We start from the raw sequence: 13,265 nt of genomic DNA on the forward strand, positions 1-13,265 counted from the left end.
CGTAAGCCTGGTGAGAAAGTTTAGAAATGATCTTTAATCTCTGCCATCAGCTCTTTTCCTCCATTCTCAAGAACTGCTTTCGCAAATTTTTCTCCGAAGTTTTCTTCTTCGTTGTAGATAAAATTTTCATCTGTAGCAATACAGTTTTTACCATCCAGAGAGCAAAGAGCAGCTTTAAAACGGATCTGATCCTCAAAAACTTCAGCAAAGGCACCGATTGGTGCGGTACAACCTCCTTCCAGTGTATTCAGAAAGTTTCTTTCCATTTCTACACAGATCTGAGTACGCTCATGGTTGATTGAACTGAGGATTTCGTTAATTTCTTTTTTCTCAGAATGGCCTGCTACTGCAATAACACCTTGTGACGGTGCTGGAATCATGAAAGGAATCATCTCATAATCGATATCCATTTTCATTCTTTTGAGTCCGGCTAAAGACAGAATGGTTGCATCAAAATCCCCTTCTTCCAGTTTCTTTAATCTTGTCTGAATATTTCCACGAATATCTGAAAACTCGGCATCAGGAAAATTTTTAAGCCAGAAAGCCCTTCTCCTCAAACTGCTTGTGGCAAGTTTAAGCTCATGAAATTCTTTATGTTTTGCAGATTCTTTTCTTATTAAAACGTCCTGAGGATAATCTCTTTCCAGATAAGCTACGATCTCAAGGTTTTCCGGAAGATTGGTTGGTACGTCTTTCAGAGAGTGTACAGCAATATCAATTTCGTCATTTAATAATGCAATATCAAGATCTCGTGTAAAAACGCCTGTAATTCCTAATGAATAAAGTGGCTGTGTAAGATTTTTATCGCCGGAAGATACAATAGGAACAATTTCCGTTAAATAATTGTTGTTTTGAAGATGCCTCGCAACTTCTCTCGCCTGCCAAAGTGCAAGTGCGGAATTTCTGGTTCCGATTCTAATGCTTTTCATTAAATTCGTTGTTTGGTTGTTCAACTAATATTTCGTGCATTAATTTACTAATTTCTTCGGCTTTTAACGGATTATCGATGATATATTTTGCAAAACGATTGGTAATTTTCTGAATCATCTTGTCAGAAAGTTCCATATCCGTGATGTTTATATATTTATTTTTTTTGTAAAAATTATGCATTTCATTGCGCTCCATATTCTTTAAAACCGCTTTGAAATGATGAATATTTGGTGCCAGCTTTCTCTTTTTCTCCCATTCCAGAAAGTCTTTCATCAGTTCCTTAATGATCTGTTCAGCTTTTGGAATTTCTTTCTCTCTTTGCTGAATGGTTTCCTGAATCTGTTTTGAAAGTTCATCAACATCAATTAAAGTTACATTTTTATTCTCTGTAACATCTTTATCAACATTGTTCGGAATCGAAAGGTCGATCACCAGCGTTTCTTTTCCGTTCGGAAAATGAGATTTGTTAACGATAGGATGTCTGGCTCCCGTGGCTACAATCAGAATATCAGTCTGTTTCAGTTCATAATCGAATTCAGCATAATCGATATGAGGAATCTGATATTTTTCAGAAATTTTTTCGGCAGTTTCCTGTGTTCTGTTGGCGATTTTAATTTTTGGCTGATAGACGTGTTTTACAAGGTTCTCCACTGTATTTTGTCCTATTTCGCCCACCCCGAGAAGAAGAATATTCTTTTCCGTAAGTCTTTTCTGATTGTTTAAAATATAATGAACCGCCGCATAAGAAACCGAAGCCGCACCGTTGGATATTCCTGTTTCATTTTTGATTCTCTTAGAAATCTGAATGGCTGCATTAATGGCTCTTTCCAGATAAGGATTAGAATTCTGTCTTTCTTTTCTGAACCTGCTGTATGCTTTTTTAATCTGTCCGATAATTTCAAAATCCCCGATAATCTGGCTTTCCAGTCCCGCCGCTACCCTGAAAAGATGAATTAAAGCTTCTTCTTTGGTAAGGATATTGGCAAATTGAAGAAAATCCATCAGATTTACCCCGATTGTTTTGCAGTATTCTTCTGCAACCAAAAGGTAGTTGGGAGAAGTGGTATAAATCTCGGTCCTGTTACAGGTAGAAACAACAAATGCATCCCCTAAATCTTCATTATGAATCCGGGTGACAAAATTTTTGATATTTTCATCAAAAAATGCAAATTTCCCCCTCGTTTCTACATCGGCTTTCTCAAAACTGATGGAAAGTACAGCAAAATTAGATGTCTGATGTATGTTTGAATACTGTAACATAAGCGGGGCAAATTTACGTTTTTTTTGATAAATCGTTTTCTGAAAATGTATATGATAATTATCGTAAAAAACTATTTTGGGTTTATTCTAAATAATAAATTTATTCATTAAAAAAACATGGTTGAAATCTTATCATTCAAACTATTTAATGTTAAAAAATTAGGATTTATTTTTTAATTTTAAATCTTTCACAGCCCTGTTTGGAAGAAACATTCATTGATAATCCTTTTGTGGTCAGTATGCATCTTAAATCTGGTTGAAATCGGGGTCTGTAAATACTTAAACTGAAAGTTAATAGGTGATTACAAATTTTAATAAAATTTTAACCAAATTATCTTCACACGAAATTTCTTTGCACGTCTTAAATTTATATCTTTGTAACTCTTTAAAAAATCAGAAGTAAAAGTATGAGTTTATTCGATATGTTTACGCAAGAGATTGCGATAGACCTTGGTACCGCCAATACCCTTATCATCCATAATAATAAAATTGTTATAGATCAGCCTTCGATTGTTGCGATAGAACGTTCTACAGGCAGACCGATTGCCGTGGGTGAACAGGCAAAACATATGCAGGGTAAAACTCACGAGGATATCAAAACAATCCGCCCTTTGAAAGATGGGGTGATTGCCGATTTCCATGCTTCTGAACACATGATTAAGGAATTTATCAAAAAAATTCCGGGAATTAAAGGTAAATTCATTCAGCCGGCATTGAGAATCGTGATCTGTATTCCTTCCGGAATCACAGAGGTTGAAAAAAGAGCGGTAAGAGATTCGGCTCAAAAAGTAAACGCCAAAGAAGTACGTTTGATTTACGAACCAATGGCTGCCGCTATAGGGGTTGGAATTGATGTACAGAAGCCTGAAGGTAATATGATTATCGATATAGGTGGTGGTACAACTGAAATTGCAGTGGTTGCTTTAGGTGGTATTGTTTGTGATAAATCTGTGAAAATTGCAGGTGATGTATTTACCAACGATATTGCTTATTACTTAAGAACACATCACAACCTTTATATCGGAGAAAGAACTGCGGAAAGAATCAAAATTGAAGTGGGTTCAGCTGTTGAAGATCTTGATGTTGATATCGAAGATATTCCTGTACAAGGTAGAGACCTTATTACTGGTAAGCCTAAAGAAATTATGGTTGGCTACAAAGAAATAGCCAGAGCATTGGATAAATCCATCATCAGAATCGAGGATGCGGTAATGGAAACGCTTTCACTTACGCCTCCTGAATTGGCTGCTGATATTTACAAAACAGGAATTTATTTAGCCGGAGGAGGTGCTTTACTGAGAGGTTTAGCGGACAGATTGCATAAAAAAACTGGTCTTCCTGTATTCGTTGCAGAAGATCCGTTGAGAGCTGTTGTTCGCGGAACGGGTATCGCTCTTAAGAATATGGATAAATTCAATTTCTTAATTAAATAATTCTAACTTTTTACGACACATATCTGAATGGGATTTTTGCTGAGATTATTTTCCAAGAATGCACTTTTTGTCTTCTTTATATTTCTGCAAATTATTGCTTTGATTCTGATATTCTCTAAAAATGCCATGCAGAGATCTTGGATCGCAGGACAGTCCGCGGCCTTGAATTCGTGGGTTTCCGGATATATTGATGAAGGAGTTTCATATCTTAAGCTAAAGCAAACTAATGAAGATCTCGTAGCTCAAAATAAGGCTTTGATGCTGGAACTGTACGGAAAACAAGGAGCAACAAACCCTCAGTTCAGAAAAGTACACGATACATTAGGTGGTGGACAGATTTACACCTTTGTAGACGGAGAAATTGTTTTCAACAGCATCAACAGAAGAAATAATTATTTTACAGTCAACCGCGGAAGACGTGACGGCGTATTTCCGCAGATGGGGGTTATGGCTCCTAAAGGAATTGCGGGAATTGTAATCAATTCTACTGACAGCTACGCTTTGGTGCAGTCGGTGTTGAGTGTAAATAAAATCAGAATTAATGCTGCTCTGAAGAATTCGGGGTATTTCGGGACACTGACTTGGAATGGAGACAACTCACGAGTGATGCATCTTGCAGACATACCAAAATATGTTGCTTTGAAAGTTGGGGATACTGTCGTAACAGACGGAAAATCTGCAATTTTTCCTAAAGGTTTAATGATCGGCACCATCGCCGGTTATTCCGTAGATAATAAGACCGGATTTTGGGACATTTCAGTGGAACTGAGCGAGAAAATGGGAGCTCTGAACAAAGTATATATCGTTAAAAATCTTAAAAAAGCGGAAGTACAAAAGATTCAGGATACCATGCAATCTGTAATAAAAAAGGAAGATGATTAGCAGGACTTTATTTACGGACATATTAATCATGATTTTTCTGGTTGCATTACAAATTTTTGTATTGAACCGAATCACCTTTTTCGGAAAGTACACCCCGGTACTTTATCCGGTATTTGTTATGTTCTATCCTTTTTTCAGAAATAAATTTCAGTTTTTGGCTTTAAGCTTTCTGATCGGTTTGTCGGTTGATGCATTTCTTTTTTCCTGGGGAATTAATGCTTTTGCAACAACCTTAATTGCCTATTTCAGAACCTTGATATTCAGGACTTCTACCGATACTTCTACCGATTTTTTCTCTTTTCAGTCCCTGCAATGGGCGCAGTTTTTGCTGTTTTTATTTACAAGTATCTTTTTACATCAGCTTTTTGTACAGTATATCGAGTTCTTTAAGCTGAGTAGATTTTTTGAAATATTATTTAATGTAGTGGTAACCAGTATAATTTCGTTTATATTTATAGTTATTTACGCATTAATATTTAAAATCAAACAAAAAGTTTGAACACACGTTATTTAAAAATTTTTTCCGTTCTCATCGTCATCGCTTCAATTTTTGTGGCGAGGCTTGCTTATTTACAATTATTTACAGATAGATACGCACTGAATGCAGCCAATACCTCCATTAAAATTGAATACGTTATTCCTCAACGCGGTGTAATTTTCGACAGAAACGGTAAAATCATGGTGGGAAATCAGCCTGCTTATGAAATATCTTTCACTCAGGCACTGATGAGACCTGATTTTGATACAATCGCATTCTGTAGTCTGATGAAAATTTCAAAAAATGATTTCATCAAAACAATTGACAATATCAAAAAAGAAAAATATTACTCCAAGCTCACCCCGATGACCTTCATGAAAAGCCTCAGCAGAGAAGATATTGCAAGAGTTCAGGAAATTATATTCAAATATCCCGCCTTCAGTATCGTTTCAAGACCACAGCGGCAGTATGAAGTATCAACTTCCGGAAACCTTTTAGGTTATACCAGTGAGGTGAATGAGAGAGAAATTAAAAAAGATTCTGCTTATTATCTTCCGGGAGATTTCATCGGTAAAACGGGAATCGAAAAGGCTTATGAAAAGGAGCTTCGCGGAATAAAAGGAATGAAATACATTCAGAAAGATATTAAATTACGGAATGTAGGTCCTTATAAAAACGGTTCCTTAGACAAAGATGTGGTTACCGGAAAGGATATCACTCTTACTATTGACTATGATTTGCAGAGAATTGCAGAGGAAATGATGGTCAACAAACACGGTGCAATTGTAGCGATTGATCCGAATAATGGTGAAGTCTTGGTTGCCGCAACCGGTCCGGATATTGACCCCAACCGTTTTACCGGTCCGAATAAATCAAAGAATTTATATGCTCTTTCAAAAGACACTATTTACGAAAATAAACCGACTTTCGACAGATCTCTTCAGGCAGCTTATCCGCCAGGATCTACATTTAAATTGTTAACAGCTCTTGCTGCCATGCAGATGGGCGTAATGGATGAAAATACCATCTTTCCTTGTGGTGGCGGGTTTTATTATAAAGGAAAAAGAATTAAAGGCCACGGAGGAGCAGATCCTCTGATTCCTTCGATTCAGGTTTCCAGCAACTGTTTTTTTACGTATGCTTTTATTGCTATTATTAAAAAGTACCCTGGAAATCCGTCAAGAGGTGTTGATGAATGGAAGAAGATCATGAGCAGCTTTGGGGTTGGTGAGTTTTTAAATAATGATTTTGCGGTAGGGGCAAGAGGTCGAATTCCTTCAGGGGATTTTTATGAAAATAGATTCAAGGCTATCATGAAAGCCAGTGGTTCAAAAAGAACAGATTTCAAAAACTGGGACGAAATGTCTACCGGAGCCATCTACAACGGCATGGGTCAGGGAGATGTTCTGGTAACACCACTTCAGCTTGCCAATTATGTTTCTGCGATTGCCAATAAAGGATGGTATTACACGCCTCATATCGTAAAAGCAATTGATGGAAAGCCAAATCCTGATCCTAGATTTAAAAAGAAACATCAGACATTAGTCGATAAAAAGTATTTTGACCCCGTTTTGAAAGGAATGGAAGCGGTTGTTTTAAATGGTACCGCACGCGGTCTAAAGTCAAGCGATTTCACACAACTTGCAAAAACAGGCACAGCACAGGTTCCTCAGGGAAAGGATAATTCGATTTTCGTATTGATTGCTCCTGCAGATAAGCCTAAGATCGTTGTAGCTGCAGTGATGGAACATGCGGGATTTGGGGCAACATGGGCAGGACCGGCAGCGACAATTATTGCTGAAAAGTATATTACGGGAGACATCAAACGTGAACATCTCTATAAGAAGATGGTGACCTCAAGTTTTATGCCTGAATACAAAAGACAGTGGATTGCCGATCTCAAACGTAAAGGTCTTTACAAGCCAAATGAAGATTCTATCAGACAGAAGAGAATTCAGGACAGTTTAAAACTGGTGAATGAACAGAAAAAGAAGATGCAGAAAAAGATAGAAGACGAAAAAAAGAATCTAAAAAATACAAAACCGGTTAAGCAATGAAATGGGCAGAAGGAATAGATAAATTAGGTCTTGGCCTGTATTTTCTGCTTTGCATTTTTGCCATTGCAAATATCTACAGTGTCGATCAGAAATTAGGAGAAAAACAGTTGGTCTTCTTTTGTATTTCCTTGTTTGTAGGTCTTGTTATTTTTGTTGGAAGAAGTAAGTTTTTCGAGAATATGTCCGGGATCATCTATATAGGTGGCGTACTGCTTCTCGTTGGTCTTTTCCCTTTTGGTAAAGAAATTCTAGGACAGAAAAACTGGTACAAATTCGGAAGTTTTACCATGCAGCCTGTAGAATTTGCTAAAATAGGAACTGCCCTGATGCTTTCCAATTATGTTTCCGGACCTGAGTTTAATTTAAAAAACAGAAAATCCTTACTGACGACGCTGGCTATCGTAGGGATTCCCGCTGTGGTTGTTCTGGCAATTCCGGATGTGGGGTCGATGCTGGTTTTTATTGCCTTTTTTATCGCCTTATATCGTGAAGGGATGAGCGGATTATTATTTGGCATTGGTTTTCTTTTTGCCGGCGTTTTCCTGATTTCACTAGCCGTAAATCCTATCTGGGTTGCCATCTCCATTGTTCTCATCGTAGCAGGTTGGATTGCCATGAATTATTACAAAATGTCCTGGAACATCATTTCGATCTCAGGAATTGTAGGCTCTGTGGTACTTCTTTGCGGGCTGGCATTTGGCTCACCTTATATTTTAGAAAAATTGCCTAAGCATCAGAGAGAAAGAATAGAAGTTTTATACAAAGGCGAAAAAGCTTTCAGAGATACATCGGGTTACAATTTATTATATTCAAAAACAGCTATTGGATCCGGCGGGCTTTGGGGGAAAGGTTATCGTGAAGGATCCGTTACCCAGGGAAAATTCGTTCCAGAACAGGAGACCGATTATATTTTCTGTACCGTAGGGGAAGAATGGGGCTTTGCAGGAAGCGCCGTGCTGATTCTTTGTTATATGATCTTCATCGGAAGGATATACTATCTTGCAGAACAGCAAAAATCGGGTTTCAATCGGGTTTTCGGGTATTGCTTTGCCTCAATCCTTCTTATGCACTTTACGATCAATTTAGGGATGGTTATGGGACTTTTTCCTACCGTTGGGATTCCGTTGCCCTATTTCAGTTACGGAGGAAGCTCACTGCTTGCTTTCTCGATCATGACTTTCATTTTCTTTAAACTAAATTATTCAGATAAGAATAGTTTGGTGTAAAGGTTGGAAGCAGAATGATGGAAACTTGAAGTTTACAATCCGGAATCTAGTGTGTAAAGGGTTCAATTTTATCGTAATCTGAGGATGCCTGATTATAATATTAACTGGAAAAACTTCCAGCCTCCGGCTTCCCTCATCCAAACGATTAATACTTCGAGTTAAAATTAATTTATTCCTAAAATAATGATGACAGGCAACTATTTCACAGAAGAGCATTTCGAAAATACGGATTTTACACAGAAACCTTTACAAAAGGCAGAGTACGAAAACTGTACATTTAGAAACTGCAACTTTGAATATGCAGATCTTTCAGGATTCAATTTTAATGACTGTGAATTTATCGGATGTAATCTGAGCATGATAAAGTTGCATTCCACAGCCTTTCGGGACGTTGCTTTTAACGAATGTAAAATGATCGGGCTTCACTTTAGCGATTGCAATGAGTTTGGAATGTCATTCCGTTTTAGCGGATGCATATTAAGTAATTCCATCTTTTATAAAACAACTCTCAGGAAAACATTTTTTGATAAGTGTACCCTTACAGAAGCAGATTTTTCAGAGTGTGATCTATCGGGAGCTGTATTTAAAGAATGTAATTTCTCGGGAGCCGTTTTCGATCATACAAACCTTGAAAAAGCAGATTTCAGAACCTCCATAGCATATTCTATAGATCCTTCTCAAAACAGACTTAAAAAGGCGAAATTTTCCCTTTCTGAAATCTATGGTCTCTTATATAAATTCGATATTGAAATTGATAGGAACAGCTAGCTGCTGAGATTCGAAAGAAATGCAACCATTTCATTTGCTTGCAGGGGACTTGATGAAGGGCTGGCTATGTGCAAAATTATCCGCAATCATTGTGAAAATCTTCAGCAGATCCTGAGTAAATTTTGTCTAATAAGAAAAGTAGTCTTGGTTGGACTACTTTTTCAGCTACAAATGTAAACAAAATATTTTCACCGCCAAATACTAACCTCTTATTTTCTAATTTCTTACATATTGACAACAAAAACCACAAGACTTCACAAACTTACACTGCGGTTTTCTTGATTTATTTTATATATTTGTGATCTATTGTTCATTACCAAGGAAAAGTAGTCCAACCAAGACTACTTTTTACTATAGCACGTATGAACACAATGATGAAATGTTATGAACCCTTTCCGTTACTACGTTTTTGCGTAGTTTGGTTGTATATTTTCATCCCTTCAAAAGCATATTCTGGTTCGTTTGTACCGGCAGATTCCATTATTTTCGTAGCTGAAGACTCATATGTTTATTCAGAAACATCTGTTTTTATTGCAGGTTCTGAACAGAATAAAGATTTTACATCAGCTAAAAAGTCTGGAGGTTTTCTCACAAGATCATCCTTACCATTTTCTACTCAAAAATCAGTCAATATTGCAGCCCATAAGGTCTGCTATACAGGAAGTCTGTGGAACCGTAATGACCCCGGACGCATTTCTCGTACCTCAATGTTGGGGATTATGGGAGGCTCTTCAGTAAAGCTTCATGACAAAATAATAAAATCTTTATTTCTCGCATTTGTAGTAATAGGTAGGGATAGAAAGCAGCTTACAAACGGAGCGTTTTATCCATTTCAAATTAGAAATATCATCATCAATCACTTCGTGCGTCCTCCTCCTGTAATTCCCTCTGAAGGCACAAAAGTTTTAGCACATAAGTCATATAAGAGATAAGGTTACAACTTTGAAAACAAATAGAACACATAAGCTTGGAAAATCTTCGATTTTCTTGCGTAACGTTTTATCATTCATTATCCATTCACTATCCACTTTGTTTGTCATCCCGTAGGGATCTCAGCAAAGCATTTCACATAACAATGGTGAATTGAGTGTATAAAGATTAGTACTATTAGTGTTTAAAAATAAGTGTAACGCATGATGCAGAGCGTGTGACTTCGAGAACCTCAGTCACCGACGTTTTACAAGTCTTTGTCATCTCGTTAGGAATCTCGGCATAGCTGATATCGGCATAGCTGGTAATAGTAGCATGGAAAGATTCTGGCTTAGATCCCTACGGGATGACAATCGGAGTGGTAAGGAAACTAAATTTTGGGTATTGGACTCGTCGTCAATTCGAGTGTTTTTTCGTAACAAGGTGAAGGAAAAATGTATCGAGAATGAAATTGTTCCTCAAGCTCATAAACTTCTCGATACGACTTCTACAAAGTCTACTCGAAGTGACGAAGTGAATCAAAATGCACAACGAATAAGAATCTTAGTGCGCTTAGTGTTTGGTAATAGAACTATGGAAAGATTCGAGCCTAGATCCCTACGGGATGACAATCGGAGGGGTAAGGGAACCAAATTTTGAATATTGGGTTCGTCGTCAATTCGAGTGTTTTTTCGTAACAAGGTGAAGAAAAAAATGTATCGAGAATGAAATTGATCCTCAAACTCATAAACTTCTCGATACGACTTCTACGAAGTCTACTCGAAGTGACGAAGTGAATCAAAATGCACGAAAAGTAAGAGTCTTAGTGCGCTTAGTGTTCACAACATCAGGTTGAGTCTGTCGAAGCCCAGCTTAGCGAGCTCTTATAAGTGTAACGCCTTTGTGAAACTTAAAAACGTATCATAGATAAAAAATCTTAATGCACTTCGTGTTCACAATTAAAAATATAACAACATAAATTAAATACAAAACAATGAAACATTTTATTACAATGGCTGTTCTATTCATCAGCCTCATTATTAAAGCTCAGGTGGGGATTAATAACACCTCTCCAAAAGCGACCCTCGATATTACTGCTAAAACAACTGGCAGCACTACAGCTGAAGGACTAATTGCCCCAAGGTTGGAAGGTGTGGATATAAAAGGGAAAGATGCAAAATATGATACCGCTCAAAAAGGAGCCATCGTCTATGCCCTTTCGGCGGTTGCTTCTCCAACTACCAAGACAGCCAATATTACCGCAGAAGGATATTATTATTTCGACGGTGGTGTCTGGCAAAAAATGACAGGTGCAGCAGCCGGTGATACCACTAATGATGCCTGGATCAATGATACTACAAACGGTATGGTAAAATTAGGAACGAAAGCAGATGGAACAGCTAGGTCAGCAGGGACAGACTTCGTTGTAAAAGATAATGGGCAAGTCGGAATAGGAACAAACGCTCCTAGTGCAAACTTAGAAGTAAATAGTGGAACGCTTAATGATTCAGGATTAAAATTAACCCAATTAACATCAAGTACTTCTGCAACTTCAGGAAATGTAGCTGGTTTAGGAGTTGATGGTAGTGGTAAAATTGTTGTTGTTGGAGGTTCTACCCAGGTAAATCGATATACTTTTTCGAGTAGTGCAGCTCAAGGATCTAACCCATCATTTATTCCAAATATAAACTCCCAGACAATAAATTTAATTTCAGGTTCTAGCAGATCCGGAAATGTTATTACGTTGCCACAAGGAACCTACGAAGTTGTTTTTACACTCGGAGGTGGATTTACAGGAGCATCAATAGCAAATTACTTTGATGAACGCCTATATGTTAATAATTCGTTTTATCAAGTATTAGCTTCTTATTCCACATCTGGTACGAATGAAGGGTTTATGACGGGGGTAGGAGTTTTTACTCTTAATTCTACAGGAACAATATATGTTGGTTCATTTATTCAAGTAGGTGTTGGAGCTTGGAATTTTAATAATTCTAATACCTCTCTTGTAATTAAAAAACTTTTGTAATAGAATGCGCCAACAATCCGACAACAACTACATTAATTAATCCTAATCCTCATAGGTTTTAGAAACCTATGAGGATTTAATAACAAATTTAACAACCATTTAAAATCAACAACAATGGCAACAATTCTTCACAAAATCAAAGCGTATCTCTACGATAACGTTTTAACCAAAGACAATCCTAATGATTTCACGGCACGCACTACAAGCGAACGCAGTCTCAACGTACAGCAGATCTGCCTTTCAGCAGCTAACCGAGGCGGGGCAGATATTTCCGCTTCGGCAATGGAGCATGCGACTGAGCTGTTTCTAAAAGAAATGGCCTACCAGCTTTGTGATGGTTTTTCCATCAATACCGGGTATTTTACCGCAAGCACTACTATTCGTGGGGTCTTCGACAGTCCGTCGGAGACTTTTAACAAAGACAAGCACAGCATTATTTTCCAGTTTAACCAGGGAGAAAAGCTGAGAACGGAGATTCCTAATATTGAAGTCAATATTCTTGGCGTAGCTGAATCCTCTGCGGTCATCTTACAGGTAACGGACGTAAAGAGTGGTTCAGTAAATGATCTTCTTACACCGGGCAGAAACCTGAAGATTGTGGGCAGCAAGATAAAAGTCGCCGGTGAAGATCCTTCGGTGGGAATCTATTTTGTAGATGCCACAACACAGGCAAGAACCAAAGTAGACACTTCCGATATCGTCACCAATAATCCTTCGGAGATTATCGTGGTGATTCCTGAATTATCCGCAGGAACCTATAATCTGGAAATAGTAACCCAGTTTACAGACAGCAGTATGCTGAAGCAACCCAGAACAGCATTACTGGATAAGCCTCTTACGGTAGAGTAATTTCAGACCGGGCGGTGCCACTCGTACTGTCCGCACACTGCCATCCGTACTGTCCGTACACTGCCACTCGGACGATCCGGCCAGTGTCACAGGTGCGTGTGGGATCGTGTCACAGATGTGAACAATTCCAAAATAAAATTTAAGATTTATTCAACAGCTCCGGCTTGGGGAAAGATTTCCAGGCCGGAGTTTTGGCTTCGGCTCCGCTCAGCCAGCCTTTGCATGTCTGAGAGCTTTAGTGTGAGTATGTTGACGTATAATGATTAGAGAATTCTTATAAAATAACAAAAAGTTATAGTATGACGGAGCCGCAGATGAGTCGAAGACCAGCGTTACATTTGAAATCTTGGTGACTGAGCGGAGTCGAAGCCACCATTGAGAGGGAGAGTTTAAAACGTCACAAAATTTCCCCTCAGTGGAGGGGGGGCGAAAATTCTAAAGAAT

11 protein-coding genes are annotated in these 13,265 nt (G+C 38.0%); 9 read left to right on the forward strand and 2 right to left on the reverse strand.

All coding sequences use genetic code 11. The annotated features are described in order from the left end of the window. Nucleotides 1–20 precede the first annotated feature (20 nt). Entirely contained in the window at nt 21–929 is a 909-nt protein-coding gene (gene hemC / locus BLR30_RS10165; protein ID WP_089857857.1) for a hydroxymethylbilane synthase, read from the reverse strand. Next, nucleotides 916–2,190 (reverse strand): glutamyl-tRNA reductase, encoded by a 1,275-nt coding sequence (hemA, locus tag BLR30_RS10170; protein ID WP_089857860.1) that lies wholly within the window; start codon nt 2,188–2,190, stop codon nt 916–918. Before hemA ends, hemC begins: the two co-directional genes overlap by 14 nt. A 407-nt stretch (nt 2,191–2,597) precedes the next feature. Between hemA and BLR30_RS10175 the strand changes: the two genes are divergently transcribed. The 9 genes from BLR30_RS10175 to BLR30_RS10220 all read left to right on the forward strand — a co-directional run bounded on the left by BLR30_RS10175 (nt 2,598) and on the right by BLR30_RS10220 (nt 12,821). After that, nucleotides 2,598–3,623, forward strand: a complete 1,026-nt coding sequence (locus tag BLR30_RS10175; RefSeq protein ID WP_027381028.1) for a rod shape-determining protein — start codon at nt 2,598–2,600, stop codon at nt 3,621–3,623. 27 nt (nt 3,624–3,650) lie between these two features. Continuing rightward, nucleotides 3,651–4,505, forward strand: a complete 855-nt coding sequence (gene mreC / locus BLR30_RS10180; protein WP_089857863.1) for a rod shape-determining protein MreC — start codon at nt 3,651–3,653, stop codon at nt 4,503–4,505. Continuing rightward, entirely contained in the window at nt 4,498–5,004 is a 507-nt protein-coding gene (locus BLR30_RS10185; RefSeq protein WP_089857866.1) for a rod shape-determining protein MreD, read from the forward strand. Before mreC ends, BLR30_RS10185 begins: the two co-directional genes overlap by 8 nt. After that, on the forward strand, nt 5,001–7,040 hold the full coding sequence (locus tag BLR30_RS10190) for a peptidoglycan D,D-transpeptidase FtsI family protein (RefSeq protein WP_089857869.1): 2,040 nt from the start codon (nt 5,001–5,003) through the stop codon (nt 7,038–7,040). Before BLR30_RS10185 ends, BLR30_RS10190 begins: the two co-directional genes overlap by 4 nt. Beyond that, a complete protein-coding gene (rodA, locus tag BLR30_RS10195) occupies nt 7,037–8,266 on the forward strand; it encodes a rod shape-determining protein RodA (protein WP_089857872.1) in 1,230 nt (409 codons plus the stop codon). Before BLR30_RS10190 ends, rodA begins: the two co-directional genes overlap by 4 nt. A gap of 183 nt (nt 8,267–8,449) precedes the next feature. Continuing rightward, nucleotides 8,450–9,034, forward strand: a complete 585-nt coding sequence (locus BLR30_RS10200) for a pentapeptide repeat-containing protein (protein WP_089857876.1) — start codon at nt 8,450–8,452, stop codon at nt 9,032–9,034. Nucleotides 9,035–9,405: 371 nt separating this feature from the next. Then, nucleotides 9,406–9,966: a hypothetical protein gene (locus tag BLR30_RS10205; protein ID WP_139164617.1), complete on the forward strand. Its 561-nt coding sequence runs from the start codon at nt 9,406–9,408 to the stop codon at nt 9,964–9,966. Between the two features lie 989 nt (nt 9,967–10,955). After that, a complete protein-coding gene (locus BLR30_RS10215; protein WP_089857884.1) occupies nt 10,956–11,972 on the forward strand; it encodes a hypothetical protein in 1,017 nt (338 codons plus the stop codon). Between the two features lie 114 nt (nt 11,973–12,086). After that, nucleotides 12,087–12,821: a DNA-binding domain-containing protein gene (locus BLR30_RS10220; RefSeq protein ID WP_089857887.1), complete on the forward strand. Its 735-nt coding sequence runs from the start codon at nt 12,087–12,089 to the stop codon at nt 12,819–12,821. The last annotated feature ends 444 nt before the right edge of the window (nt 12,822–13,265 follow it).

The sequence above is a fragment of the Chryseobacterium taeanense genome, assembly GCF_900099685.1.
In the GTDB taxonomy this organism is placed as follows: Bacteria; Bacteroidota; Bacteroidia; order Flavobacteriales; family Weeksellaceae; genus Chryseobacterium; species Chryseobacterium taeanense.

What these genes read in the sequence shown, in the direction of transcription:
- hemC (WP_089857857.1), bottom strand. Translation starts at nt 929, where the DNA reads ATGAAAAGCATTAGAATCGGAACCAGAAATTCCGCACTTGCACTTTGG.
- hemA (WP_089857860.1), bottom strand. Translation starts at nt 2,190, where the DNA reads ATGTTACAGTATTCAAACATACATCAGACATCTAATTTTGCTGTACTT.
- BLR30_RS10175 (WP_027381028.1), top strand. Translation starts at nt 2,598, where the DNA reads ATGAGTTTATTCGATATGTTTACGCAAGAGATTGCGATAGACCTTGGT.
- mreC (WP_089857863.1), top strand. Translation starts at nt 3,651, where the DNA reads ATGGGATTTTTGCTGAGATTATTTTCCAAGAATGCACTTTTTGTCTTC.
- BLR30_RS10185 (WP_089857866.1), top strand. Translation starts at nt 4,498, where the DNA reads ATGATTAGCAGGACTTTATTTACGGACATATTAATCATGATTTTTCTG.
- rodA (WP_089857872.1), top strand. Translation starts at nt 7,037, where the DNA reads ATGAAATGGGCAGAAGGAATAGATAAATTAGGTCTTGGCCTGTATTTT.
- BLR30_RS10200 (WP_089857876.1), top strand. Translation starts at nt 8,450, where the DNA reads ATGATGACAGGCAACTATTTCACAGAAGAGCATTTCGAAAATACGGAT.
- BLR30_RS10205 (WP_139164617.1), top strand. Translation starts at nt 9,406, where the DNA reads ATGATGAAATGTTATGAACCCTTTCCGTTACTACGTTTTTGCGTAGTT.
- BLR30_RS10215 (WP_089857884.1), top strand. Translation starts at nt 10,956, where the DNA reads ATGGCTGTTCTATTCATCAGCCTCATTATTAAAGCTCAGGTGGGGATT.
- BLR30_RS10220 (WP_089857887.1), top strand. Translation starts at nt 12,087, where the DNA reads ATGGCAACAATTCTTCACAAAATCAAAGCGTATCTCTACGATAACGTT.